The sequence below is a fragment of the Clostridium sp. MCC353 genome (genome assembly GCF_018785315.1).
In the GTDB taxonomy this organism is placed as follows: domain Bacteria; phylum Bacillota; class Clostridia; order Lachnospirales; family Lachnospiraceae; genus CHH4-2.
The window spans coordinates 120,571-147,132 of the sequence record NZ_WQPN01000022.1; the positions used below are offsets into that span (position 1 = coordinate 120,571).

Annotated in this window: 18 protein-coding genes and 2 pseudogenes; 15 read left to right on the forward strand and 5 right to left on the reverse strand. The window is 47.2% G+C overall.

The window, feature by feature from the left end; genetic code table 11:
• The first annotated feature begins 362 nt into the window (after nucleotides 1-362).
• Nucleotides 363-1,712, forward strand: coding sequence for a fucose isomerase (locus GPL15_RS05940; RefSeq protein WP_252198119.1), 1,350 nt, complete (start codon nucleotides 363-365; stop codon nucleotides 1,710-1,712).
• Between the two features lie 83 nt (nucleotides 1,713-1,795).
• Here the strand turns inward: GPL15_RS05940 and GPL15_RS05945 are convergent, their stop codons facing one another.
• Nucleotides 1,796-3,052 carry a uroporphyrinogen decarboxylase family protein gene (locus GPL15_RS05945; RefSeq protein ID WP_215696962.1) on the reverse strand — a complete coding sequence of 419 codons (1,257 nt, stop codon included), beginning with the start codon at nucleotides 3,050-3,052 and terminating at the stop codon, nucleotides 1,796-1,798.
• A 59-nt stretch (nucleotides 3,053-3,111) separates the two neighbouring features.
• On the opposite strand from GPL15_RS05945, the gene GPL15_RS05950 reads away from it, so the two are divergent.
• From GPL15_RS05950 to GPL15_RS05985, 8 genes are all read left to right on the forward strand, one after another.
• Nucleotides 3,112-3,954, forward strand: a complete 843-nt coding sequence (locus tag GPL15_RS05950) for an AraC family transcriptional regulator (protein WP_215696964.1) — start codon at nucleotides 3,112-3,114, stop codon at nucleotides 3,952-3,954.
• 267 nt (nucleotides 3,955-4,221) lie between these two features.
• Entirely contained in the window at nucleotides 4,222-5,232 is a 1,011-nt protein-coding gene (locus GPL15_RS05955; protein ID WP_215696966.1) for a LacI family DNA-binding transcriptional regulator, read from the forward strand.
• A gap of 259 nt (nucleotides 5,233-5,491) precedes the next feature.
• Nucleotides 5,492-6,853, forward strand: coding sequence for an extracellular solute-binding protein (locus tag GPL15_RS05960; RefSeq protein WP_215696968.1), 1,362 nt, complete (start codon nucleotides 5,492-5,494; stop codon nucleotides 6,851-6,853).
• 107 nt (nucleotides 6,854-6,960) lie between these two features.
• The gene (locus tag GPL15_RS05965) at nucleotides 6,961-7,875 is read left to right on the forward strand and encodes a sugar ABC transporter permease (RefSeq protein WP_215696970.1); all 915 of its coding nucleotides are present in this window, start codon (nucleotides 6,961-6,963) and stop codon (nucleotides 7,873-7,875) included.
• Nucleotides 7,876-7,886: 11 nt separating this feature from the next.
• Nucleotides 7,887-8,726 carry a carbohydrate ABC transporter permease gene (locus tag GPL15_RS05970; protein WP_215696972.1) on the forward strand — a complete coding sequence of 280 codons (840 nt, stop codon included), beginning with the start codon at nucleotides 7,887-7,889 and terminating at the stop codon, nucleotides 8,724-8,726.
• A 31-nt stretch (nucleotides 8,727-8,757) separates the two neighbouring features.
• Complete coding sequence (locus tag GPL15_RS05975; RefSeq protein WP_215696974.1) at nucleotides 8,758-9,615, forward strand: class II fructose-bisphosphate aldolase; 858 nt, start codon at nucleotides 8,758-8,760, stop codon at nucleotides 9,613-9,615.
• A gap of 23 nt (nucleotides 9,616-9,638) precedes the next feature.
• The gene (locus GPL15_RS05980) at nucleotides 9,639-11,087 is read left to right on the forward strand and encodes an arylsulfatase (protein ID WP_215696976.1); all 1,449 of its coding nucleotides are present in this window, start codon (nucleotides 9,639-9,641) and stop codon (nucleotides 11,085-11,087) included.
• 78 nt (nucleotides 11,088-11,165) lie between these two features.
• Complete coding sequence (locus GPL15_RS05985; protein ID WP_215696978.1) at nucleotides 11,166-12,218, forward strand: SIS domain-containing protein; 1,053 nt, start codon at nucleotides 11,166-11,168, stop codon at nucleotides 12,216-12,218.
• Nucleotides 12,219-12,341: 123 nt separating this feature from the next.
• On the opposite strand, the gene GPL15_RS27915 is transcribed toward GPL15_RS05985, so the two are convergent.
• Nucleotides 12,342-12,674: a DUF6783 domain-containing protein gene (locus GPL15_RS27915; protein ID WP_346344903.1), complete on the reverse strand. Its 333-nt coding sequence runs from the start codon at nucleotides 12,672-12,674 to the stop codon at nucleotides 12,342-12,344.
• Between GPL15_RS27915 and GPL15_RS27295 the strand changes: the two genes are divergently transcribed.
• Nucleotides 12,567-13,775, forward strand: a complete 1,209-nt coding sequence (locus GPL15_RS27295; protein ID WP_346344904.1) for a DUF6783 domain-containing protein — start codon at nucleotides 12,567-12,569, stop codon at nucleotides 13,773-13,775. The two genes, GPL15_RS27915 and GPL15_RS27295, sit on opposite strands and share 108 nt — an antisense overlap.
• 652 nt (nucleotides 13,776-14,427) lie before the next feature.
• On the opposite strand, the gene GPL15_RS05995 is transcribed toward GPL15_RS27295, so the two are convergent.
• Nucleotides 14,428-15,261, reverse strand: a complete 834-nt coding sequence (locus GPL15_RS05995) for a PocR ligand-binding domain-containing protein (RefSeq protein WP_215696980.1) — start codon at nucleotides 15,259-15,261, stop codon at nucleotides 14,428-14,430.
• A 252-nt stretch (nucleotides 15,262-15,513) separates the two neighbouring features.
• Between GPL15_RS05995 and GPL15_RS27300 the strand changes: the two are divergent.
• The 4 genes and pseudogenes from GPL15_RS27300 to GPL15_RS06010 form a co-directional block, all read left to right on the forward strand.
• Nucleotides 15,514-16,431: pseudogene (locus GPL15_RS27300) on the forward strand (sugar phosphate nucleotidyltransferase); the annotation flags it as partial.
• 72 nt (nucleotides 16,432-16,503) lie between these two features.
• Nucleotides 16,504-17,529: pseudogene (locus GPL15_RS27305) on the forward strand (aminoglycoside phosphotransferase family protein); the annotation flags it as partial.
• A 271-nt stretch (nucleotides 17,530-17,800) separates the two neighbouring features.
• Complete coding sequence (locus tag GPL15_RS06005) at nucleotides 17,801-19,303, forward strand: IMP dehydrogenase (protein WP_215696985.1); 1,503 nt, start codon at nucleotides 17,801-17,803, stop codon at nucleotides 19,301-19,303.
• A gap of 297 nt (nucleotides 19,304-19,600) precedes the next feature.
• On the forward strand, nucleotides 19,601-21,151 hold the full coding sequence (locus GPL15_RS06010) for a hypothetical protein (RefSeq protein ID WP_215696987.1): 1,551 nt from the start codon (nucleotides 19,601-19,603) through the stop codon (nucleotides 21,149-21,151).
• A gap of 261 nt (nucleotides 21,152-21,412) precedes the next feature.
• On the opposite strand, the gene GPL15_RS06015 is transcribed toward GPL15_RS06010, so the two are convergent.
• Together GPL15_RS06015 and GPL15_RS06020 are read right to left on the reverse strand one after the other, a co-directional pair.
• The gene (locus GPL15_RS06015; protein WP_215696989.1) at nucleotides 21,413-23,020 is read right to left on the reverse strand and encodes a response regulator; all 1,608 of its coding nucleotides are present in this window, start codon (nucleotides 23,018-23,020) and stop codon (nucleotides 21,413-21,415) included.
• Between the two features lie 46 nt (nucleotides 23,021-23,066).
• Complete coding sequence (locus tag GPL15_RS06020) at nucleotides 23,067-24,866, reverse strand: sensor histidine kinase (protein ID WP_215696990.1); 1,800 nt, start codon at nucleotides 24,864-24,866, stop codon at nucleotides 23,067-23,069.
• A gap of 245 nt (nucleotides 24,867-25,111) precedes the next feature.
• On the opposite strand from GPL15_RS06020, the gene GPL15_RS06025 reads away from it, so the two are divergent.
• On the forward strand, nucleotides 25,112-26,479 hold the full coding sequence (locus GPL15_RS06025; protein WP_215696992.1) for a sugar ABC transporter substrate-binding protein: 1,368 nt from the start codon (nucleotides 25,112-25,114) through the stop codon (nucleotides 26,477-26,479).
• The last annotated feature ends 83 nt before the right edge of the window (nucleotides 26,480-26,562 follow it).

The following is a 26,562-nucleotide window of genomic DNA, read 5'->3' on the forward strand; positions in this document are numbered from 1 at the left end:
TCACATGCTGTCTGTCAATCCATGTAAGGAAATTGTAAATGCTGCGGGGCAGAAAGTGGCAACCGTTCAGATAGGTCTGCGCATTTACTGCCCGGACCGTACGAAAACATTGCGGTTGCAGGCATCCAGCCCCTCGCCGCAGGCGGCTTTAATGGGCTGGATGCGTAACGGTTCAGGCCTGTCTGAACTGTTGCAGAAAGTGCAAACGATTGTGTCATGATTGTTACAGTGAACGGCTGCTGGTATTTTAAGAGAAAGAAGGTAATGGTTGACAAATGAAAATGAACGATAGTATAATATTTATATGTACACACGTGTTGATATTTGAAAATATATCGTAAATGACGAAAACAGGAGGTTGGATGATGGAAAAACAATTGAACGTAGGATTTCTTACCACATATTCAGGGAGATGGCCCCAGGAAGTGCCGTCCCAGAGAAATCAGGAATACGGGGACTGGCTGGAAGAGAATCTTCCCAAGTTAAACATCATACGGGCGGATGTGATGGGATGCGGGCGCAAAGAGAATGAAGCCATTGTATCCCAGTTTAAGGCCGCCCAGGCGGATGTGATCGTTATGGTTTACGGTGCGTTTACCGGTGATGATGTGGCGTCCTATCTGACGGAAATGCTGAATATCCCCATTCTTCTGTGGGCTCCCTATGAAGTGCCCTTTGAAAAGGATGACCGCCTGTATTCCAACGCACTGTGTTCCATGACTATGAATTCAGCCGCTTTGAGAAAAGTGGGAGTGAAGTGCCATACGGTTTATGGAAGCAAAGAAGACGAGAGAGCGGCTGGAAAGGTCAAGGATATTCTGATGGCCTATCACGTTATGAAGTGCATGAAACATACGAATTTGGGCCTTCTGGGCTACCGGCCCACCGCATTTTACAACTGTTCCTTTGATGAATCCTTAATCCGCCGGACGTTCGGCATAAAGATTGAGGAAACCGACTTAAAAGTAGTATTCGATAAGATGGATGCTCTTGATCAAGACGCTTATGAGGCGGATATGAAGCAGATGTCGGAACGGTTTGACACATCCAAACTGCCGGAGGGCCATTTGGAAAACCATTCCAAGTTATATCTGGCCATAAAAGAGGTGATGGCGGAACAGGGTTACGATTTCGGCACCCTCAAGTGCTGGCCGGAGATGGGCAATTTACATACAACGCCTTGTGCGGTTTTAGGGCGCCTGGCCGATGATGGAATCAATATCGGGTGTGAAGGCGATGTGGACGCCGAGATTGCACAGATGGCAGAATATTATCTGACCGGACAGCCCAGCTTTATTACGGACATGATCAATATAGATGAGGAAAAGAACCTGATGACATTCTGGCACTGCGGCAATGCTGCGCCGTCTTTATGCAACCCGGATTATGATGTTCTGATCCGCAATCATCCTCTGGCAGGGCAGGGAACGGCTTTTTATGGGGCCTTAAAACCGGGCGTCGTGACAATCGCCAGATTCTGCAACATCGGAGGACAGTATAAACTGTTTTTAATGGGCGGCGAAGCCGTTGACATGGACCGCTACACCAAGGGAATCATGGCCAACATAAAAGTGAAGATGCCGGTCCGCCAGGTGATCGAACGGATTATCGATGAAGGCGTTCCCCATCACTACAGCCTTGTATGGGCCGATGTTACAGCTCAGTTGAAGGAACTGTGTTCCCTTTTGAATATTCCTGTGATTGAATTGTAAAACATTAGAAAATCAGACAAAACAAGATGAAACCGGGAGCCCGTATTTTAATAATACAGGTTCCCGGTTTCCCCTGAACTTTATCACCGGCAGCCGTTAAACTCTCTGACCGCATCGGCCATTGCGGCCACATTTGCCACAGGGGTCAGGGCCTGGATATTATGAATTGTGTTGAAGACGAAACCGCCGGATGGAGAGAATATTTCACAGATTTCCAGTACCTGGCGGCGGACTTCCTCAGGCGTACCGAATGGAAATGTTTTCTGCGTATCCACACCGCCGCCCCAGAAGACGATATCATGTCCGAATTCTTTTTTGAGGGTGCGGGGATCCATCTGCCGGGCTGTCCATTGAACCGGATTTAAGATGTCAAATCCCGATTCGATGAGATCCGGGATCAGGGGAAAGATGGAGCCGCAGGAGTGTTTGATTGTTTTCCATTCCGTGTTTTTATGGATCCATTGATTGATCTTTTTATAATAGGGCATGTAGAGCTCCCGAAACAGCTCCCGGGAACAGAAAGGCCCGTTCTGCGTGCCGAAATCCGTTCCACAGACAAATACTGCCTGAACTTCATTGCCAACCACCTGTTTGATCCGCTCCAGGTTTTTCAGCGCGATGTCGGTGGAATAGGTAAAAATCTGATGGAGGTAATCCGGGTTTGCGACCATAGCCATATACCATTCGCTGATGTCTCTAAGGCCCTTGGGATGTTTTAACATTCCTCCCGGAACCAGCGCGATGTCGCCCACCGCGCAGCCGCCGAAAGCTCCAATCCGGGCATAAGGGGTCTGTTTGGCCATTTTCAAGCGTTCCCTGATGCAGTCCAGGACATCTTCGGAGATTTCCTTGAATTCTTCCAGATTATCCTCAACATGGGGATGATCCTCATCATAATCGTGGCCTCTTATGATAACATCGAAGAAATATCCCCCTTCAGGCATTTTAGCGCAGGGAGGGCAGCCGGTATCTCCATCCACATAGGCAAAGGTATTTCCACGGTCATCCGAGGTGGTTGTAAAATGTTCCGGGACGAGAAGCCTCTGCCCCCACGGCGCCAGCCACTCCTTTTCACCGGTTGTTTTTACCCCCATGCTGGTATTGGGGTTCCAGACAGGGACCGTATCCACGCCCAGGGCTTCTTTTAAATCATCATCCAGTACGCCCAGCATCTGCATTGGCTCCTGTACCTTCACCAGCCGTTTCTCCAGGCCGTAATACTCTCTGAGCTGTTCCACCACAGAGACGTGGATGCCGGTGGTGGAAGTTGCGCCGATATCAAAAGGAACCGGTCCGGACTGATGGTTTAGGGCGCGGGATAATTTCTCTTGTTTTGTCATTGTTAACCTCACTTTCGCCGTTTGTACGGCATGATTTTTTATAGTAAAGGAAAATCTTTATGTATCGTCGGGAAAAAGGTGTGTTGGAGAATTCGGAAATCTATTTTTATACGCCTGGAATCACTGCAAAAAATACTTTTTTTTACCTGCATTGTTTGGGACATTTCTGGTGCAGCAGTGAGTATTGCGTCAGGCGGCAGGAGTTTGACAGCTATTTGATTCTTTATATAAAAAGCGGCTCGGGAGCAGTGGAATCGGACGGGATAAGCCGCCGGGTGGAGGCAGGAGATCTGGTCTTTTTAGACTGCCATGGCCCTCACGGATATTATGCCGACCCTGAATGGGAGATCCAGTGGATCCATTTGGAGGGGAAAGCCTGTGAAAATTATTATAAACTGATCAAAAGCCAGACTTTGGGCCAGGTGCGGCTGACGGTTCCTTATCTGGCGGAACGGATCTTTGATCAGATTACCTCAGGATTTTCAGAGGGCCGAACCATCCGGGATTATTTGATTTCCAAATATATAACAGATCTTTTGACATTGTTTTTCCAGGAAGCTTCAGAGGGACAAAAGGACAATGAAATGGGCCGGATCGCGGAATCCATGACCAGTTACATCTGTTCACACCTGGATTCCCCCCTCGACCTGGATTCCCTGGCCCGGCGCTGTTCTATGAGCAGGTATCATTTCATCCGCGTGTTTAAAAAAGAAACCGGATACACGCCTCATGACTTCATTATCAATGCCCGTATAGACAAGGCAAAATACTATCTGAAGTCGACAAACATGACGGTAAAAGAAATCAGTGCCGTGTGCGGATTTCAGAATGAAAGCAGTTTCTGCACCTGCTTTAAAAAGAGGGAAGGCATGAGGCCGCTGGCCTGTCGGGAAACAAGATGAATCTGCCTTTATCTTAACAGAGCTGGAGGAATCTGTCATTTATAAAACCTGTGATATTATTTTTAAAAATTGCTCAGGCCGCCTCCGGCCTTGCCGCTGGGAGATTCTTAGTCTTCCGGCCGGATGGCCGGGGCACTGGCGTGACTGGGAACAGCGGCAAAAGCTGTAACAATTCACAGATAATTGCGAAATAGTATTGACAAATAGGTGTGAAACTGTATAATATAATATATACACACGAGTTTACAAAGAAGGAATTTGTACAATATGAAGCAAAGTGGAGAACGTGTAACGAGAGCCGACGTAGCCAGGATGGCAGGAGTCAGCGAGACGGTGGTATCCTATGTGATCAATAATAACCGGTATGTGGCAAAGGAAAAACGGGCCAGGGTAGAAGCCGCCGTGTTGGCGCTTAACTACAGGCCGAATAATGTTGCCCGGGCTTTGAAGGGGAAAAACAGCAATCAGATTCTGTTCATTGCCGACCAGATCACCAATGAATATTTCAGCCGTATCGTGAGTGAGATGGATAAGTACGCATACCAGGCCGGATATCTGATCTCCCTGTGCGCCAACCGCAACACGCCTGAATTCGTTTCCCAGGTGATCAGCCGGCAGTATGACGGAATCATCATCAGTTCCACCAGTTTTCCCACGGAATACATATTCGATTTCAGCAGCGCGGGCATACCTGTGGTGTTATTTAAGCACCGTAGAAGGGAGAATCTCCCTGAGAACGTAGCTGTTTTAGCATCGGGGCTTTACACCGGAGCCAGAGCTTGTGTCAGACATTTGATTGAAAAAGGCAAGAAGAACATTATTTATATCGACCGAATCAGCAGACATGGCAACAGGAGCACAGAAGAGGATCTGCGTCTCAGCGGGTTTATGGATGAGATGAGGGCCAGCGGTTTTGAGATTACAGAGTGGAGCACTGTGGCCGGATGTCATAATGAAGACGAGTTGACGGAAGCGGTAGTGAAACGGTTAAAAGACGGCCCGGTGGTTGATGGGATTTACGGCCGTAACGATATGGTCGCCTGCATAGCCATGAACGCGGCCATTGGGCTGGGATACCGGGTGCCGGAAGACCTGGGGGTGATCGGATTTGACAACTCCAGTATAAGCAGATTCTGTTCTCCCAAGCTGACCACCATGGAGATGCAGAGAGAAGAGATCAGCAAAACAGCCATATCCATGATTTTAGATATGGTAAACGGCAGAAAGCCGGATAATGCGGAATTTGAAACGAGGTTAATTGAACGTGAAAGCACTTGACAGAAGACATTTTTTTAAAAGAGCGGTAAAAGTACTTGAAAATAATTTGCGAAGATTATAAAAAGTACTTTTTTATGAAAGATACACACGAGTGTACACGAAAACAGAAAACAACGGTTCAAAGGAATATGCAGCTATGGTGATGAGTATGTTCCATTGAATCACAAGGGATCAGGGGTTTAATCTTTTATAAAAAAGTATGGTAATAATCGAGGCAATTTATAAACATAAAAATAATAAAAAGAGAGAGGGTATTTTTATGAAAAAAAAGTTATTGGCATTGGCACTGGTATCGACGATGACATTATGCTCCGCTTGTTCGGGAGGAGGATCAAAACCTGCTGAAACACAGGCGCCTGCCGCCACAACTGCCGCAGCGAAGACGGAAGCCGCGGCGTCGGCGGAGGCAGCCACGACTGCGGCTGAAACCGCCGAACCCGTTACGATTAAGTTTGCCAATTACGCTCTGCTGGAAGCTGGCTATGAAGATTTCTGGAATGGCGTAAAAGAAGGGTTTGAAAAGGAGAATCCCAACATCACCATTGAATGGGTGACGGCTCCATACGGTGAGCTGGTAAACCAGGTGATCAACATGGCAGGCGGCGGAGATAAAGTTGACCTGATTTTTGGCGAGATCGGCTGGGTGCCCGGACTTGAAGACGCAGGGCTTTCAGTAGCGGTGGATGAAGTGCTGCCGGCTGATTATCTGGCTGATTTCTATCCCAGCATTATGGAATCCTTTAACATCGACGGAAAACCATACGGACTGCCCATGTATGTATCTCCATATGTATTGTATTACAATACGGAACTGTTTGAAAAGGCTGGGTTAGACCCGGCGGCGCCTCCCACAACTTATGACGAGATGATGGAATACGCGGAAAAATTATCCCAGTTAAAGGATGATAACGGCAATCCGGTTTATGCCTTCGGACAGACAACCGCTTCTGTTCCCGTATCCGGTTCAGCCATCAACGGAATGATTTTCAACTTCGGCGGAACTCTTTTGGACGGGGAAGGCAATTTAAGCATTGATAACCAGGGCTTTAAAGATGCCATTACCATGCTGAAAACATTGGATGAAAAAGGCTACAATCCTCAGAACGCCAAGTTAAAAGATTTGAGAAACCTGTTTGCGTTAGGCCAGCTTGCTATGTATTATGACCAGTCATGGGGATACAACGGAATCCAGTCAATTAACCCGGATGCGAAAAACTTTACGGCTTCTGCTAAACCTTTAAAAGGCGGAGCAGGCGACGGGCAGAGTATCCTTCAGGCACATTGTCTGATCTTTGCCGACAACGGAGACGCCAAGAAGGCGGCAGCGGCTAAATTGGCCCAGTATATCATTACACCTGAAGTGCTCAATGATTATTTAACCAATATTACACCGGCGTATCCGGCTAAAGCGGCTATGGCTGACAGCGTAGCGGATAACGATATATTAAAAGGCGCGGCAGGATCAGCGGAGAACGTTATCGCACAGGTATTTGTTCCCAGAATCAGCGATTTGAATCTGGAACTTTGTACACTGGCACAGGCGGTTACGGTATCCGGAAAAGATGTGGATACGGCAATCGAGGAATTCAGAAAGGCAGCAGAAGCAATACTGGCAGAATAGGCCGGTAGACGCGGACGTAACAGGATAGGGGCAGCTCTTTTTGGGGTGCCCCTATACTATACACATTTTTGGGGAAAATAAGGGGTTTCGGTTAGGAGGTTTACCGTATGAAGCATAAAGGGAATACGGCCAAGGCAAGAAGGGACGGGATTTTTTCTCTGATTTTGCTGCTGCCGGCCGTTTTAATGACATTTATATTTATCCTGGTACCGGTCATTGATTCAATCATAAAAAGTTTTATGAAATATGAAATTAAGAATATAATCAGCGGAAAACCTGGAAAATGGAACAATTTCGGCAATTATATTAAACTGTTTCAGAATGCAAAATTGCCTCAGGCGATTTCCAATACATTTATCTTTGTTATTTTTGTTGTAATTTTAGCGTTTGTGCTGGGCATGACCCTGGCGCTGATCCTCAATTCAGGCGTTAAATGCGCGAAGATCATTCAGGGCATTATGATGACGCCCTGGGTAATTCCCACGATCATTTCAGCTCTCATCTGGATGTGGCTGTTTCAGCCGCAGTATGGCTTGGTAAAATATCTGGTTTCAGTGGTTACGGGAGGCAGGGTAACCGATCTGGCAGTTTTAAATAACCCGTCTTTGGCCCTTTACGGAATCAGCGTTGCGGCTTTGTGGAAACAGATTCCTCTCATGACCCTGCTTCTTTTAGCGGGACTGCAGAATGTTCCCGGCGAACTGATCGAAGCGGCAACCGTGGACGGGGCCAATAAAGTACAGCGCCTGTTTCACATAACAATTCCTTACATGAAAAGCGTTATCAGCGTGGCCGTTTCCATGTCCATCATAGAGAACTTCAAGCAGTTCCCTCTGTTCTGGACGATGACGGGCGGAGGCCCGGACGGGGCTACCACCACACTTGCCATTTTGAGCTACAGGGAAGCATTTGTAAGCCAGAACCTGGGTTCCGGAGCTGCGGTGACCACAGTATGGATGCTTCTGATGATCATTGTCATCTTCATCTACAACAAGATTATGAATAAAGTAGAGACGGAATAGGGGGTGGAGCAGTGAAAAGTAAAAAGATAGGTTTTGAGGTCCTTAAATATGTTCTGCTGGTTTTGATCCTGGTTTTTCTGCTGTTTCCCATCTATTGGATGGTGGTTACGGCATTTAAGACCAATATGGAAGCATATAAGTATCCCCCGACGTTCTGGCCCGAATTATTTTCAGGAAGCAGTTTTAAAAGCTTGCTGACAGTGAATAACCAGTTCTTCATCTATTATAAAAACAACTTTATTGTAGCCGGTTTTTCGGCGCTGGGTTCCACCGTAATCGCCCTCATGTCGGGATACGCCTTGTCGAGATTTCATTTTAAATGGAATAAATGGATCTTAGCAGCCCTTTTATCCTCTCAGATGTTTCCGGTTGTCAGCCGTATGATTTCTCTTTACGGCCTTTTGGGAAGCGTGCATCTGATCAACACCAGAACCGGTTTGATCCTGGCGGTTATAGCGGCTCAGGTGCCGTTCTGCGTCATGCTGATGGATGGATTTTATGACGGCATTCCACATGAAATTGAGGAGGCGGCCACTGTGGACGGAGCCAAGAGGCTTCAGACCTTATTTCAGGTTGTCATTCCGCTTGTGAAGCCGGGAATCCTGGCAGTGGGAATCTATTCATTTTTGATGACATGGGATGATTATCTTCACGCGGCAACTCTGATCCAGAACGATGCGCTGCGGACCCTGTCGGTAGGCATTGCCCTCAGATATCTGGGCGAGCTTTCCTATGACTGGTCCTTAGTCAATGCGATCTCCGTAGTCGGCGCCCTGCCGATGGTGCTTTTATTCATTTTCTTCCAAAAATATATGGTAAAAGGCCTGGTTGCGGGAGCTGTAAAAGGATGATGATAGAAAAGAAAGAGAAGAGGAGAAAGAGATGTTAACTACAAATATAGAGATGCTGAAACGGGCTTCTAAAGAAGGATTTGCTATACCGGCATTCAATACCCAGGGAGGCAATTATGATATTATCTGGGCTATATGCAAAGCGGCGGAGGATATGAGATCGCCGGTGATCCTGGCCCATTATGTGGCGACGGGGGCCTATTCCGGCCACGACTGGTTTGTGGAGGTCTGTAAATGGTGCGCCAACAAGGTTTCCGTGCCTGTTTCCATCCATTTGGATCACGGAGACGGATTCGGTATCTGTATGGAGGCCCTGAAACTGGGATTTACATCCGTCATGATCGACGGCTCCACCAAACCGATTGAGGAAAATGCGGCCATGACCAATGAAGTCATAAAGGTTGCAAAGTGTTTTGGAGTGCCGGTAGAGGCGGAGATCGGTGAACTGCTGCGCTTAGACAACATGGGTACGGTGATGGAGAATAAAAATATAGTGGATCCTGAAGACGTACGGCGGTTCCTGCAGTTGTGCAGCCCCGATTCCCTTGCCATAGGCATTGGAAATGCCCATGGCTATTATCAGGGGGAACCGGATATCCATCTGGATGTGATGGAGGCAGTGCGGAAATTTACGGATATCCCGCTGGTTCTTCACGGCTGTACCGGCATGAAGGAGGAGATCATTAAAGACGCCATTAAGCTTGGTGTGGCCAAGATCAATTTCGGTACGGAAATCAGGTATAAATATGTGGAACATTATGAAGAAGGCCTGAAGACATTGAACCACCAGGGCCACTCCTGGAAATTATCCCAGTATGCCAATGAAAAGCTCCAGGAAGATGTGAGAAAGATCATCCTGCTGGCCGGTTCGGACGGAAAGTGCAGATAAAAGAACGAAATGAGGAGGACAGCTTGAAACCTAATATTATTTTGATTACAGCTGATCAGATGCGGGGGGACTGTATAGAAGCGTTAGGCCACCCGGACATAAAAACTCCCTATCTGAATACGATGATAAATCACGGCGCTGTATTTACCAATGCCTACAGCGCCACGCCCACCTGCATTCCGGCCAGGGCGGCCCTTTTTACGGGCCTCTCCCAAAGATCCCACAGAAGGGTGGGCTATCAGGACTGCATAGACTGGGATTATGAAAACACGCTGCCCCAGGCATTTGCCGACGGTGGATACCATACCCAGTGCGTGGGAAAGATGCATGTCTGGCCGCCCAGAAAATTGATGGGATTTCACAATGTGGTGCTCCATGACGGATTTCTTCCCCACAGGAATAAAAATACGCCGGCAAACAGATGGTGGGACAGGGTGGACGACTATCTTCCCTATCTTCAGCGGGAAGCGGGATATCAGGCGGATATCGCGGATCCGGGCATTGACTGCAATTCCTGGGACGCCAGGCCCTGGCCCCTTCCGGAACACGCCCATCCCACCAATTGGACGGTGTCCATGTCCCTGGATTTTCTCAGAAGGAGGGATCCGACGAAGCCTTTCTTTTTATGGACTTCTTTTGTGGCCCCCCATCCGCCCCTGCTTCCGCCGGACTGCTATTTCAGGCAGTATATGGAAAAGGATCTGGCGCTTCCGGTGCATGGGACGTGGGAGGAGGATGGGCCGGAATATCCTGACGTGGATTGTTTTAAGGGACATTTGGCGGATGAAGACATCCAGAAGATGCGGGCGGGCTATTACGGTTTAATCACCCATATGGATCACCAGATCGGAAGGCTGCTGCGGGGGCTGAAGGACGAAGGCGTGTTAAACCAGACGATCATCCTCTTCACTTCGGATCACGGGGAGATGCTGGGGGATCATCAGATGTTCAGGAAGAGCCAGCCCTTCCAGGGCAGCGTCCATGTCCCGATGATTCTCTACGATCCCGGAAATCTGCTGGGAATCCGGGGAGGAACCCGTTGTGATGAAATCGCTGAACTCAGGGATGTGATGCCGACCCTGCTGTCCGCCGCAGGCCTGTCCTGTCCGGAAGGGGTGGAAGGCCTTGATCTGGCCGCCGCGTTAAACGGGGAGGGAGAAACCAGGAACTATCTTCACGGCGAACACACCGCCCAGTCTGCTGCTGGGCAGAGCGCCCAGTATATTGTGACGAAAACGAGAAAATATATCTGGTACTCGGATACGGGAAGGGAACTGCTTTTTGATCTGGAAAAGGACGAAATGGAGCGTTCGGACGTATCCGGCCAAAAAGAGTATGAGAGGGATTTGTCAGAACTGAGAACCTGCCTGACAGCAGAACTGAAGGGCAGGGAAGAGGGATACAGCGATGGTACTGCGCTTATTACGGGCAGAAAACCTGAAGTCTATCTTAAAAACAAAACTAATATATAAGGAGGTTACTGCCCTGATGAGTGATGTACAGGCGGCGGAATGCGGGCTTTTGGCATACACCCAGGGCAGGATATAATTATGGAAAAGAAAAACAGTGAAATTACATATCAGGAAATTTACCGGCAGCCGGAATCATTTGCGGCAGTCAATGAATCATTAGAAGATATATTTGCGGTGCTGGATCAGGCGTTTGCGGAAAAATATGATGAACTGATCTTTACGGGATGCGGCACATCCCTTTATCTGGCGCAGGCGGCCGCCCACGCGTTTTCAACCTGCAACGCGGTTCCGGCCAAAGCCATGTGCTGTTCGGAACTTTACTATTTCCCGGATACTTATGTGAAAGGCAGAAAGGTTCTGGTCCTTCCGATCACCAGAAAGAGCTATACCACAGAGGTGCGCATGGCCATAGATAAGGTGAGAAGTTATCCAAATGTCAAGTCCCTGGCAATTACCTGCGACAAAGACAGTGAGAAATACAACGATTACGTTCTGCTTTCCCCTGAAACGGCGGAAGACAGCGTTATCATGACCCGTTCCTTTACCAGCATGGTATATTTGTCCGTAATTATGGCCATGTATGCGGGAGGGAAGAAAGACCAGGTTATGGCCATGTCCGGTTACGCGGATCACGCCCGGGATGCGCTTCAGAAGATGGATGATCTCGCTAAAAAGATTGTGGCGGAAAATGAAAACCTGAATCTCTATATCACCCTGGGCCAGGGGATTTATTATGGAATTGCCAATGAATGCATGAATAAGATGAAAGAGATGGGTCTGACTAATTCAGAAGCCTATTACAGCCTGGAATACCGCCATGGCCCCATGAGCCTGGTGGATGAGAATACGCTGATCATATTCCTGGGCAGCGAACACACCGGAGACGGGGACGCCAAACTTCTGGCAGAGATGAAGAGCTATGGAGCGGTTACTGTGGCAATCGGAAGCAAAGCCGGCGCGGAACTTTCGGAAGCGGATTACTGCCTGGATCTGCCCTATGGATATAATGATGAGCAGAATGCAGCCATAATCGGATTCATCGGCCAGTTTTTGGGCTATTATATTGCGGAAAAGAAGGGGATTGATGCGGATTCCCCAAGGCATCTTTCCCAGGCAATTGTGATAAAGTAGGACGTTACTGGCGGAAATAAACCCGCCGAAACGTCAAACGTTTGTGCAAACGGCGCTTGACTGACAGGGGGATAAACGTTATAATTATCGGCAGCCGCTGACAGAAGTCAGTACCATTTTATTTCATTTACTTTTCACACAGGAATACCAGGAAGGTATCCGCCAAAACCGGCGGGAGAAGAACGCTTTCCTGGTATTTTTTGTGTCCTGGCAGATGTTTTTGGCCGGAGGGTTTATAAACGCAGTTCCCGCAATTATCTTGCAGATTATTCTGGTTCCTGCTATTATTATGGCATTAGAGTGTGTTTGAAAATTCATTTCCGTCATCTGCACGCCCTGCTTTGCGGTATATTTGCCCCGAATTCGGTCAACGTAGCCCGCTGCGCCTCCCTCATTCGGAACAAATCTCCCACAAACTGTGACGCACAGCTGCCAGAAAGCAATTTTCAAACACACTCTAAAGTGAGCAAAGGTAATGGGATAAAAATGAATAATAGGATAAAGATAAAAGAGATATTGATGAGACATATGAATGAGTATCCGCAGATGGAGGTGCAGGATGCGGTGAAGCTGCTGTATCAGAGCGAATTTGGCGGCGGACATATGATAAAAGAGGAAGCTCTCAGCCTGGAACGGCTCAGGGCTGAATTCGGGGAAGGAAGGAAAAGATATCCCCATCCGGGAGAGGCCGGGGAACCGGTTGGCGGCGGGCTCATGAGAATGGACCTGGATGTCCTGAACCGGGGGCTTTCGCCGGAAACACTGAACAGGATGTTCGTGCTGACGGCTGCGGAAACGTCTGGCTCTGCCGGCAGTTTTGAGGGCAAACTGGAAGCTCTAAGAGCTTGTGTGAAAGAAGGGAGCACCCCGTTTAACATAAAAGAGCTGGATGATTACCTGAAGAGATACAGGGCTGAAGGCTATCCTGCTGTCAGCCACAGCCGGCGGTACAGGGACGCTTATGAGCCCTCTTACCGGATTGTAAAAGAGGAATATGGAGTATACTTCCAGGTGTTCCGTGATATTGACCTTCTGTTGAAGAAAACAGATAAGTCCCCCCTTTTGGCCGCCATTGACGGGAAGAGCGGAAGCGGAAAGAGCACCCTGGCCGCCCTGATTCAAGAGGTGTATGGGTGCGGCCTGTTTCATATGGATGATTTCTTTTTGCAGCCCCATCAGAGGACAGAGGAACGGTTTGCCCAGGCCGGAGGAAATGTGGATTATGAGAGGTTTTATGAGGAAGTTCTCGTTCCTGTTCTGGCGGGGAAGGATTTTTGCTACAGGAGGTATGACTGCTGCAGCCGGAAATTGGCGGAAACCATAGAAGTGAAGGCTTCCCGTTTAAATATTATAGAAGGGGTTTACAGCCAGCACCCGTATTTTGGAGATATTTATGATCTGAAGTATTTTATGACGGTCAGTGAAGAGGAACAGCGCAGCAGGATTCTGAAGAGGAATGGGGAAGTTATGCTGGAACGGTTTTTGAAGGAATGGATCCCGTTGGAGAATATTTACTTTGAAAAATGCGGAATCGGCGGAACTATCATAAATGTATAAAAAGTCTGAAAATTTATGAAAATATAAATTTATAATTACATAATGATAATTTATGATAGATATAAAGAGAAAAAATATAAAATTATTGCAAAATTATTGCCGGATTGTATTGACAAAAATACAATCTTGGTGTATGATACAGATAACAAAAGAAAACGACGAAAATTAAGAAACAGGAGGATGGGCCCTTGGGATGACGTGTTAAAATTTCCAATCAATCGGAATTAAAAATTGTAGATTCAGAAGGAGGGTGGACTTAAAAATTTAAGATAGGAAATCAGATCAGGAAGTTATTTTATAGAAAGTATTTAGTATGATACAAGTATTTTAGTTCGAGAAAGAAGTAGTAGTTTAAAAAAACAATTTAAAATGTCAATTTTAAAGAGTTCATATAGATGAAAAGTATTTTAAGAAGTAAAAGTAAGTAGTTGTAACAAAAAGATAGATGGAAATAAGTAATGATATAAAATCTGATAGAATATCTTAAACATGTTTTTGAGAAAACAACCGGATGAACCGACAAACAAAAATCCGGTGAGAGGAAAATTTTAATCATATACGAAATTCATTAGGTACCAAATGAATGGAGTGAAGGAAAGACGGATATCAATTATGGAAGATAATTTGATATCCGCCTTTTCTTTTTGTAAGGTTATCCGGTTTCCGAAAAACGCTGTGTCCTCCATTGTCCCGGAGTCACCGTATAATATTTTTTAAACACCTTGGTATAATAATTCTGATCGTAGAATCCGCAGGATACGGCAATTTCCTCGATGGAATTGTCCGGCCTTTTTAGCAGTTCCAGGCTGTGTTCCAAGCGGATTTCCATCAGGGATTCATGGATGGATTTGCCGAAGGCGGCGCGGAAAGAACGGGTTAAAGCGGCCCGGCTGCAGTAAAAATGGCTGCAGAGGTCATCGATGGTGAACTTAGAGCCGTAATTCCGGCGCAGGTATTCCAACACCTTCTCAGGAAGTTTGGTGCTGGGCGTTTTCAAATGTTCTTTCAATGTAATATATGCGGCGCAGATGTCCATGACCGAGATGCATGATAAGATCTGGTCTTTGGAGCGGATAGGGATTGTCCCTGCCGCTTTTTTTATTGCCCCTTCGTCTGAGGAATAATTGAGCGCCCGGGAAATTACAAAGTTTTTGCTGGTTTTCTGCGTGTCCAGGGTCTGTCCCATCATCAGATAGCCGGTGAGGGTTCCGATGTGGTAGAGCGGGGCCACGGCTTCGTATAAGCCGAAATAACACCGGTACAGGTAGACTTCTCCTGTCTGGCTGACTTTCTGAAAAGCGGCCTGGTCATAGCTGCGGCAATGTTCCAGGCCGCCGGGGCAGCTTTGGATCATCTGGCAAAACGGGGATTTTTCCTGGGGAAACGCGCAGATTTCCCGAAAAGCCGTGTCGTAGACCGACATTCGGAAACCGGAAATCGTGTATAAATTCTTTAATATTTCTATGAGCTCAGGAGAGGGATCCATATCTTCCGCCTTTCATAAGAATGAGTAAAAACAAATTAAATATCCGATTTTACTATATAGTATACGATATTCCATAGATAATTCCAAGGCTTTTTTCTAAAATATTAAGCAGCAGTAAAGACAGCGGTAATTGTTCAGATAGGTCTGAACTGTTGCAGACAGCGGAAAATCCGATGTTTTTGACCGGCTTTTCCGGTCAGGAACATCAGCCGCCTGTACTTGTACTAATAAATGATCCGGGAGGGGATAACGATGGAGAGGAAACCTGTATTAGTAATCATGGCAGCGGGAATGGGGAGCCGTTACGGCGGTTTAAAGCAGATTGATCCGGTGGATGAATATGGAAACCTGATTATCGATTTTTCGATCTACGATGCGAAAGAGGCGGGATTTGAAAAGGTGGTATTCATCATTAAAAAAGCCATTGAAAAAGACTTTAAGGAGCTGATCGGAGACAGGATTGAGAAGCAGATGGAAGTGGAATATGTCTATCAGGAACTGGATAAACTGCCGGATGGATTTGAGATTCCGGAAGAACGCCGGAAACCGTGGGGGACGGCCCATGCAATTCTCTGCTGCAAAGACGTGATCCAAGGGCCGTTTGCAGTGATCAACGCGGACGATTATTATGGAAAAGAGGCATTCCGGTCTATTTACCGTCAATTGACGGCCATGGAGGATGGGGATAAATATGAGTACACTATGGTTGGATATGAACTCTGTAAAACCCTGACGGATTACGGACATGTGGCCCGTGGGGTATGCCGGGTTGGGCAGGATCAGATGCTTGAGGATATCCAGGAGCGGACCAGAATTGAAAAACGCCAGGATGGAGCGGCGTTCACAGAGGACGACGGCGCCACTTGGACGGAACTTCCGGGGAATACGGTAGTCTCTATGAATATGTGGGGCTTTACTGAGAGCATATTGGAGGAGATATCCCGGCGGTTTTGTTCATTTTTAGAGGATCAGCTTCCGAAAAATCCGTTAAAATGTGAGTATTTCCTCCCCTTTGTGGTGGATGAACTGCTGAAGGAGGGAAAAGCGGAGGTGAAAGTGCTTCACTCTGAGGATAACTGGTATGGAGTAACTTATAAAGAGGATAAACGAGTGGTGATGGATGCGGTCAGGGCTTTAAAGGCTAAGGGCTGTTATCCTGAGACATTATGGGGGACAGATAGGATGAAGGAGATATTTGAGGCATTTCGGTTTGAGGGCAGCCCGGTTTCCTGTGAGCGGTACGGGAGCGGGCATATCAATGAGACGTATAAACTGATAACGGACGGAGAAGGCGGACAAAAGGAATACATTCTGCAGAAGATCAATCATCAGATATTTAAGGATGTGCCCGGCCTTATGAAGAATATTGATGGTGTGACCACATTTTTGAGGAAAATGATTATAGAAGAGAAGGGAGACCCGGACCGTGAAACATTAAATCTGGTGCCTGCCATGGATGGAAAGGTTTATTATCAGGACAGGGACCAGGGGTATTGGAGGGCCTATTATTTTATAAAGGGCGCTTCCTGCTATGATGTGGTGGAAAAGCCGGAGGACTTCTATGAGAGCGGTAAGGCATTCGGACGGTTCCAGGGTCTGCTTTCGGACTATCCGGCAGAAGAGCTTACGGAAACCATTCCGGATTTCCACAACACCCCTGTGCGGTTCCAGAACTTCTTGAAAGCTGTCAAAGAGGATGCCTGCGGCAGGGCGAAGGGGGCGGAAGAAGAGATCCGCTTTTTGATGGAGCGGGAAAATGAGATGGGAATCGCAGTGAATATGCTGAAGAATAAGGAACTTCCTCTCAGAGTGACCCATAATGATACGAAGTTAAATAATATTATGATCGACGACGTGACTGGAAAAGCCATATGCGTAATTGATTTGGATACCATCATGCCGGGGCTCTCCATCTTTGATTTCGGGGACGCCATCCGTTTTGGAGCCAATACAGGGGCTGAGGATGAGACGGATTTGTCAAAAGTGTCCATTTCCCTGCCGCTGTTTGAAATCTATACCAAAGGATTTCTGGAAGGGTGCGGCAAAAACCTGACCCAGGCTGAAATCCGCATGCTTCCGTGGGGAGCCAAGCTGATGACTTTGGAGTGCGGTATGCGTTTTCTGACGGATTATCTGGAAGGGGATCATTATTTCAGGATTCACAGGGAAGGTCACAATCTGGACCGGGCCAGGAGTCAGTTCGCTTTGGTGGCGGATATGGAGAAGCATTGGAAAGAGCTGGAGGATATTGTTGCCGGGAATCATTAGAGATTAACGATAGTGAGGTATTGTAACGTAACAGTTCTGAATTGTTACATTATAACTCAAAAAACAGGAAAAAATGGGATTGGGGCCATTTGCTGAATATGGCTGTCCCTCTTTTTCCTGTCTTTTTTTATTTTGAACAATTATCAGCTTGGGATGAAAAAAACAGAATGTGGAAAGGTGGTTGACTTTAGGGGACGGGTTACCTACAATGGAGATATAGCGATTTGAGCAGGAGAGAGAAAGAAAATAAAGAATAAAGGAGAATAAAAACATGGCAATTTATATGAATGAACCTTCCAGGACTTTTGGGGAATATCTTTTGATTCCGGGGTATTCGTCTACCCAGGCAATTCCGGCCAATGTGAGTTTGAAGACACCTCTGGTGAAGTTTAAGAAAGGTGAAACTCCGGCGCTTTCATTGAATATCCCCATGACGTCTGCCATCATGCAGTCGGTATCGGATGATAAGATGGCGGTGGCGCTGGCGAAAGAAGGGGGATTGTCATTTATCTATGGTTCACAGAGCATTGAAAGCCAGGCTCAGATGGTGGCCCGGGTGAAGAATTACAGGGCGGGATTTGTAACCAGTGATTCTAATATTTCACCGGAAAATACATTGGCGGATATTCTGGAATTGAAGAATAAAACAGGGCATTCAACGGTTGCTGTTACGGAAGACGGCAGTCCTAACGGGAAGCTGGTAGGTATTGTCACCAGCAGGGATTACCGGGTCAGCAGGATGACGGAAGATACGAAGGTAAAGGAGTTCATGACGAAATTTGAGGATTTGGTGTGCGCGGATGACAGCACCACCTTGAAGGAAGCCAATGATATTATCTGGGAACACAAGCTTAACTGCCTGCCCATCATTGATAAAAACCAGAATATGGTTTCATTTGTTTTCCGTAAGGATTACAATTCCCATAAAAAGAATGAGAATGAGCTGATAGACGGGTCAAAACGTTATATGGTGGGAGCAGGTATCAATACGAGAGATTATAAAGAGCGGATTCCGGCGCTTCTGGAAGCGGGGGCCGATGCCCTTTGCATCGACAGTTCGGAAGGATTTTCGGAGTGGCAGAAGATCGTTTTGGAATATGTGCGCAGCAATTACGGGGACAAGGTGAAAATCGGCGCGGGCAACGTGGTTGACGGCGACGGGTTCCGTTTCCTGGCTGAGGCCGGAGCTGATTTTGTAAAGGTGGGAATCGGCGGCGGAGCCATCTGCATCACCAGAGAGCAAAAAGGCATTGGACGGGGGCAGGCAACAGCTCTGATCGAGGTTGCAAAGGCCAGGGAAGAGTATTTTAATGAGACGGGCATCTATGTGCCGATCTGTTCGGACGGAGGAATTGTCCACGATTACCATATAACGCTGGCGCTGGCTATGGGAGCTGATTTCCTTATGCTGGGAAGATATTTTGCCCGGTTTGATGAAAGCCCTACGAAAAAAATCAATGTGAACGGAAGCTATATGAAGGAATACTGGGGTGAGGGAAGCGCCAGGGCGAGAAACTGGCAGAGATATGATTTGGGCGGAGATGCCAAGCTTTCTTTTGAAGAAGGGGTGGATTCTCTGGTTCCCTACGCAGGCAGCTTAAAGGATAATGTGAATCTTTCTTTGAGCAAGGTGCGCTCCACCATGTGCAACTGCGGCTGTCTCACCATTCCTGAACTGCAGAAGAATGCGAAGATCACGCTGGTTTCTTCCACCAGTATCGTGGAGGGCGGAGCCCATGATGTTATTTTAAAAGATAACCGCCAGTTTATGTAAAAACGCCGGTATGAACGGTTGACGCGGGATAGGAGCCTGGGCGCCCAAGGGATATGGTCAGTATCTTTTTGGCGGCACAGGCTCTGTGTTTTTTGGGTATGATGACGGCAGTTTCTAATAGCGGCTTTTAAGATGCAGGAGGGGAGTTTATTGAAGATTTGTGAAAATTGCAAGGCAGCTTTACATGATGATGCTAAATTCTGCCCGAAATGTGGCTGCAGACAGGCAGAAGGGCCGCAGATACGGCCGGATGTGTATAGGGAACCACCAGCCGGAGGAATAACGGGGACGGGAAAAATGGAAAATAATAACCGTAAAAGGGGGAAAACGGCTGCATGGATTTGCGGGATGGCAGTCATGGCTGCCGCGGGGATTTTGTGCGCATTTTTCCTGGCAGGGGCAGCGCAAAAAGGGCGGTTTACACACCATTTGGAATCAGGAAAACGGTATCTGGAAGAGATGAAGTATGAAGAAGCTGTCCTGGAGTTCACGGCGGCTGTGCGCATAGAACCCAGGAACATGGAAGTATACCTGTCTCTGGCGGACGCTTATACGGGTCTGGGAAGAGAGGATGGGGCCGGGCTGGTGCTGGAGACGGCATTTTCGGTGATCCGGGAGGAATATGAAGAAAAGGAAAGAGGGCCGGAGAAGAGCGAACTGGTATTGGAACGTTTGATGGATTCTTATGAGGCACAGGGCCGGGAAAAGCAGGCAGATGAGGTAAAACAGTGGATAGACACCATTTCCCCGGGGTGGGAAAGGGAAAATGATGATGGAGAAGGAGGAGACGGGAACGGAAGAAGCAAAGAAGGCCGGGACGATGCGGACGGGAGCAATTCTGCCGGGAGCGATTCCGGCCGAGGGGATTCCGGCGGGGGCGGTACAGACGGGAGCGGTTCCGCTGTGAGTGGCTCGGGCCGAGGGGATTCCGGCCGGGACGATTCAGACAGGGATGATCCGGGGCAGAGCGGGACGGAGAATTCTAAGCCGGATGTGACGGAAGCGGAGCTGAGATCCATATTGGAAGCTGCTGCAGACCGTGAAATCATAGAATTTAAGTATTGCGATCTCAACAAAGACGGACGGCATGAAGCGGTGGCTATGACAGGAACCATTGAATACGATTATTATATGACAGAGGTCGAGCTGTGGTTTGTTGACGAAGTTGGAGCATTTACTGTGGAAACAGGAATCGATGAACTGCCATTTGCCATAGATTATTGGTATTTGGAAGTAGGAGATGCGGGAACGGAACAGCATGTGGTGCTGAATGGAAATATGATGATGGGCAGCATGAAGCAGTGTTTTACATACCGCATGGAAAACCGGGGGCTGCAGCAGGTTTATGACGGCTATGGAGAGATCTTCATGAGAGACGGACGGCTGTGGTATGGTTCGGAAGATTATGATGGAGCGGAATCAGATTCAGGGATGCTGGGGCATACGTGGAAGGATTATCCCATCTTTTATGAGGATGGAACTTATAAAGAGTATGGCGGAATTGAAATCACCAGGGAATTTTTTATGGGATATCAGAATGCGGCCGCAGTCTGGGACGGGATGCTGGAGGAAGTGCTGGAAAGCAATCCTGAGGCAGAGTACGAAGTGAAAATCTGGTACAGAGGAAATGGGCTGATAACGGTGGATTTTGGCGTTTATAACACTGAGGGATACCGGACATTCTCCCATGTTTATGTGGAACTGAAAAATAACCAGGTGCGTCTGCTGTCCTGGGAAATCACGGATGAAACCGGAAGAGTGACCGATTCTTACTGTTCCAAGGGCGGCGTGCTGGGAGAAGCGGGAACCGGTTTTCCGGTTAAATATCCGGAGCCGCTGAAACGCTGAGAGGGATATTTAACCGGTAAACCTTGAACCGTTGAGAAGAATACTTAACCGGTAAACCTTGAACCGTTGAGAAGAATACTTAACCGGTAAACCTTGAACCGTTGAGAAGAAACCTTAACCAGTAAACCTTGAACCGTTGAGAAGAAACCTTAACCGGTAAACCTTGAACCGTTGAGAAGAATACTTGACCGAAAAGCCTTAAATCGTTGAGAAGAATATTAAAACGGAAAGCCGCTGACAAGCAGCCTGTAAATACCGTCATTAACTGCGGTTTTCATATTCACGGGGAGAAATCCCCGTGATTTTTTTGAACACCTTGCTGAAATAATAGGGGTTATCAAACCCCAGCATGTCGGAAATCTCATACATCAGGTACTGATGGGTGTCGATCAGTTCCTTGGCGTGATCGATTTTTACAGAGGCGATGTAGTCCGACAGAGTGACGTTGGTAAATTTCTTAAAGGTATTGCTCAAATGGCCGTAGCTGATATTGAGGGCGTCTGCGATATCGGTCAAGGTCAGTTTTTCCGTATAATGGGACTGGACGTACCGTTTGGCCTGTTCCACCAGTTTATCGGAGCGGGTGTTTTTCCGGTCGTCCAACAGCCTGCATAATTTGGAACAGAAACTCTGCAGCCACTCGATGATATCCGCCAGGCTGTTGAAATGGTTTAAATGTTCCGCAATATTGATGGTATAAGGAAAGACATCCTGATAGCTGTTGTCCTCATTTTCAAAAAATGCATATAGGTATGTATAAATATTGATACAGGCGCTGGTGGCGTGTTCCTTTCCCGGCTTTCCTTCCTGAAACAGGTCGATGATCTGGCTGAAAATGGACGCCATCTTTTCGCTGTCATTTTGGGCGATGGAGGCGGATAAGTCCTTTTTCAGGAAATTGATGTTAAAGGTCTTGGCATTGCTCCGGTGGAAGGTCTGGCCGCTGTAATAGACAATCGGAGACGAGGAATCGTAATAATAATATTCCAGCGCGGTCAGGGCGTGTTCCAGGGCGCAGGGAAGGCAGGGAACGCCGTCGGTCTGTTCGCTGATGCCGTAAACGGCTGTGAGTTCGAAATAAGTTTTCAGCGCCGTATTGCATTTGGCGCAGAAGTTGTCCACGGTCCTTACAAAGTCATCTCCCGGCCGCAGGGAGGCGGCCAGCAGGTAAATGGTATCGGAATAGCTTAAAAGGGTCTGGTCTTGAAAGGTCCGGCTGGTGATACCGCTTATGATATCCAGAATCTGTTTCTGGATCTGACGGAAATCATAGGAATCTTCGCCCGGTTCAAAACTGATGTTGTCGGAGCGCATGGAGCAGAGGATGATGAACGGGCGGTGATAATGGCCCTCCAGTTCGGGCGGCAGGCCGTTTCCATCGGAGAGGGAGCCGGGGGAAAGGAGCAGACGGCCTAAATACTGCTGCACCATGTCCTTGGAGCTGCTCTTTATCAGATCGTTTAAAAGCTGGTGCTGCTGGTGCTTTATCATAAGATCACAGGACTTTTTGGCTTTGTTTAAGGATTCCGCCAGGGCGTCTTCATTTAAGTCTATTTTAACCAGGTAATCGGAAGCGCCCAGGGTCAGGGCTTTCCGGGCCAGGGAAAACTCTTCTAAATTGGTAAGGACGATAAAAGCAAAGGTACATCCGCCGGCCTTACATTTTTCAACCAGCTCTAAGCCGTTCATGATGGGCATGCGGATATCTGTGATCACAATATCGGGCTTTTCTTCAAGGATCATGTCGTAGGCAGAAGGCCCGTTGGTGGCTTTTCCGACTATGGCGCAATCATGGTCCTCCCAAGAGATAAGGGAGGCGATGCCTGCCAGTATAAGGGGTTCGTCGTCAACTAAAACAATACGGTACATAAGAATTCTCCTGAATTTTCTATAAAATTTGCCGATTCGCTATAATCTATAATTCCAAAGGGAGCGAGACAGTGATTGTGGTATATGTATCCAAAACACTGTCAATTTTAACTCCATAATCCTCTCCGTAAACCAGCTTCAGCCTGCGGTCCACGTTGGGCAGGCCGATGCCGCTCATATTGCTTTTGGTGATTCTTGAGGTGTCGGTCAGCAGCTTTTTTATGTTCTCTTCAGAGATGCCGATTCCGTTATCCGTAACACTTACATAGAGAATATTATCTTTGGTATAGGCATGTATTTTGATTAATCCGCTGCGGCCGCTGGGTTCGATACCGCTGAAAATGGCATTTTCCACCAGGGGCTGAAGGGTCAGTTTGATGATTTTGGCGTCGTACAGATATTCTGATTCCACGTCGATATCCACATCAAACAGCTCGATATACCGGATCTTTTCTATTGTTACATAATTATTCAAAAAGTCAAGTTCCTGGCGCAGAGTAACTTTCTCGTTAAACCCTTTGGCCATATTTTTGAGCAGAGAGGAAAGGGCGGTGACAACCTGCACGATTCCGCTGTTTTTCTGTATGGTGGCAATCCATTTGATGGAATCCAGGGTGTTGTATAAAAAATGAGGGTTGATCTGGGCCTGAAGCATCTTGATTTCCAAGTCTTTTTTCTCTTTTTCGCTCTTAACCCTGGTATCCAGCAGTTCTGAGATGCGGCCCGACATGTGGTTGATCTGTTTTCCGATCATTCCTATCTCATCGTCTGTTTCAATGGAGGCATCTCTGGTAAAATCTCCCTGGGATATCAATTTCAGCCGGTTTGTCAGCCGTTTGATAGGCGCTCCCAATTGCCGGGAAATCAGTACAGACAGGATCAAACCGATGGTGAGGCAGAAAAAGAAGATGATCACCACCGTGTTTCCGATCACCGTATGGTCAAAATTCATATCTTCCACAGGCATGATCTCCAGCATCAGAAGGCCGCTTACCAGTTGTTTCTGATAGGTTATGACACAGTCTTCTCCGGACAATTTTCTCCTTAAAACCCCGCTGAATGCATCGGAAGAGGCCAGTTCCTGAATCAGGGAGGCGGTGTCCAGCCTGGAGCCGTTTAAGGAAGAGATGATTTCTCCGTTCTCTGTGGTGATATAGAGAATCCTGTCTTTTGGAAGGACATCCAGAAGGGAATTAAACAGCTTTGGTGAAATGCCCAGGAATACCCAGGCGTCTTTCGGATCGCTGCCGCTGTTGTATTTCAGAGGGCGGACCAGCGGTATGATCTGGGGATTGGCATAACGGCCCAGCGGAAAGGGGGATTCTTCTAACGTGAGTTTGTACTGGGATGTGTTTTTTGTGAGATAATCGTCAAACCAAGGGGCATTTGTGATATTTTCAAGATCATCGCTGGAACCGGAAGAGCTGCCGGCCTGGATCAGAAGCTGGTCTTTATTATATAAGGTAATTTTGTAAATATATTCGCTGTAACCGGAAATGGCGCAGAAATCCCTGAGGACATCGGCGGCGTAAAGGGCCATCCGTTCGCTGGAATCCGTCTGAGGGCTTTTTAGTGAAGTGGTTAAAAACAGGGATTTGCGTTCGGCGCAGTTTAACAGGATGTTGACCATTTCATCATAGGCCAGGGAAGCCCGGTCCGACAGGGTTTGAATCCGGTTGACCGAGTTGTTGGTTTCATTTTTAATCACATCATTCTTATAAGAAGTGAAATTGTAAATACTGATCACACAGGCAATGCAGACGATGATCAGCATATTGTAAAAAATCAGCGTTTTCTGAAATGTTTTAGGCGCGGTATGTGCCTTATGCAGGGTGTATTTAATCATATAGAGAACCTCCTGTGATCTGTTTTTATCATACAGTTTATGGTCTGAAAAAACAATGAAAACGGCATCGAATCAAGAAAAAGTATAAGAATCTGTAAATTTTATATTTTTTCATTTGGATAAAAAAGTGACGGGAATAAATAGTAACAGAATTCTATAAATCGTTTATTTAGGTGAAATCCTGATTTTGTTATCCTTAATATATCAAAAGAAACACAGAAAATTGATGAGGGAGGTTTTAAAAAATGAAATCAAAGAAAGCATTGGCAGCAGCGCTTTGCGCAGTGATGACTGTTTCTTTAACAGCCTGCGGCGGCGGAAAAACAGAGCCGACAACGGCAGCGGAAACAAAAGCAGGTGAGACTACAAAAGCAGGTGAGACCGCAAAGGCAGAAGAGACAACCAAAGCGGCAGCGTCAGGCGAGCAGGTGGAATTGTCCGTAACCACATGGGACAATGAATCATCTCCTCAGTTCTCAGCAGTAATCGAGGCGTATGAAGCGGCAAATCCGAATGTAAAGATCAAAATTATCGACACTTCAGCAGATGAATATAACAACTCACTGGGTATCAGCTTATCGGCTGCACAGCCTGATCCGGACGTGATCTGGGTTAAGGATATGGGCTCCATGCTCCAGATGGCTGACAAGAACCAGCTTCTTCCAATCGACGACTTCATTAAGAACGACAACTTCGATTTATCCATCTATAAAGGAGCGGCAGAACAGCTTCAGTACAACGGGGTTTCTTATGCGCTTCCATACAGAAATGACTGGTATGTGCTTTACTACAACAAAGATTTATTCGACGCAGCAGGAGTTGAATATCCTTCCAACGATATGACATGGGAAGAATATGAAGAGCTGGCGGCTAAGATGACATCAGGGGAAGGCAGCGCTAAGGTATACGGCAGCCACAACCATACATGGCAGGCTCTTGTAACAAACTGGGCAGTACAGGACGGCAAGAACACCGTGGTTGAAAAAGATTACAGCTTCTTAAAACCATGGTATGAGAAAGCTCTTGCACTGCAGGATGGCGGTTATATCCAGGATTACTCCACATTAAAGACAGCTAACATCCATTATTCATCCGTATTTAAGAATCAGCAGTGCGCCATGATGCCTATGGGAACCTGGTTCATCGCAACCATGATGCAGTCACAGGCTGAAGGCGAAACAAACTTCAACTGGGGCGTAGCCAACATTCCTCATCCGGCCGATACGGAAGCAGGATATACGGTAGGTGCGTTAACACCGGTAGCCATCAGCGCTTATACAGACCAGCCTGACCTGGCATGGGATTTCATCAAGTTCGCAGCATCTGAAGAAGCAGCGGAAATCCTGGCTGAACAGGGCGTATTTACTGGTATCCAGACAGAAGAATCCATGAAGACCATCGCTTCCGCAGAGTATTTCCCGGAAGGCGACAGCAACGTAGAGGCATTGTCCTATACCCACTATGCATTTGACCGTCCGCTGGATCCTCAGATCGAAGAAATCCGTACCGTATTGGATGAAGTACATGAAATGATTATGATCAAAGCTTATTCTGTTGATGACGGAATGAAAGAGATGACAGAACGTGTCGCAAAAATCAAAGGCTGGAACTAATTAATGTTTTAGGCTGACAAAAAGAGCGCCTCTGAATATGCATATTTTTTGGAGCGCGCTCTTTTTTTGCCCAAATAAGACGT

What these genes read in the sequence shown, in the direction of transcription:
- GPL15_RS06020 (WP_215696990.1), bottom strand. Translation starts at nt 24,866, where the DNA reads ATGATTAAATACACCCTGCATAAGGCACATACCGCGCCTAAAACATTT.
- GPL15_RS05955 (WP_215696966.1), top strand. Translation starts at nt 4,222, where the DNA reads ATGAAGCAAAGTGGAGAACGTGTAACGAGAGCCGACGTAGCCAGGATG.
- GPL15_RS06010 (WP_215696987.1), top strand. Translation starts at nt 19,601, where the DNA reads ATGGAAAATAATAACCGTAAAAGGGGGAAAACGGCTGCATGGATTTGC.
- GPL15_RS06005 (WP_215696985.1), top strand. Translation starts at nt 17,801, where the DNA reads ATGGCAATTTATATGAATGAACCTTCCAGGACTTTTGGGGAATATCTT.
- GPL15_RS05960 (WP_215696968.1), top strand. Translation starts at nt 5,492, where the DNA reads ATGAAAAAAAAGTTATTGGCATTGGCACTGGTATCGACGATGACATTA.
- GPL15_RS06025 (WP_215696992.1), top strand. Translation starts at nt 25,112, where the DNA reads ATGAAATCAAAGAAAGCATTGGCAGCAGCGCTTTGCGCAGTGATGACT.
- GPL15_RS05975 (WP_215696974.1), top strand. Translation starts at nt 8,758, where the DNA reads ATGTTAACTACAAATATAGAGATGCTGAAACGGGCTTCTAAAGAAGGA.
- GPL15_RS05940 (WP_252198119.1), top strand. Translation starts at nt 363, where the DNA reads ATGATGGAAAAACAATTGAACGTAGGATTTCTTACCACATATTCAGGG.
- GPL15_RS06015 (WP_215696989.1), bottom strand. Translation starts at nt 23,020, where the DNA reads ATGTACCGTATTGTTTTAGTTGACGACGAACCCCTTATACTGGCAGGC.
- GPL15_RS05985 (WP_215696978.1), top strand. Translation starts at nt 11,166, where the DNA reads ATGGAAAAGAAAAACAGTGAAATTACATATCAGGAAATTTACCGGCAG.
- GPL15_RS05995 (WP_215696980.1), bottom strand. Translation starts at nt 15,261, where the DNA reads ATGGATCCCTCTCCTGAGCTCATAGAAATATTAAAGAATTTATACACG.
- GPL15_RS05965 (WP_215696970.1), top strand. Translation starts at nt 6,961, where the DNA reads ATGAAGCATAAAGGGAATACGGCCAAGGCAAGAAGGGACGGGATTTTT.
- GPL15_RS05950 (WP_215696964.1), top strand. Translation starts at nt 3,112, where the DNA reads ATGTATCGTCGGGAAAAAGGTGTGTTGGAGAATTCGGAAATCTATTTT.
- GPL15_RS05945 (WP_215696962.1), bottom strand. Translation starts at nt 3,052, where the DNA reads ATGACAAAACAAGAGAAATTATCCCGCGCCCTAAACCATCAGTCCGGA.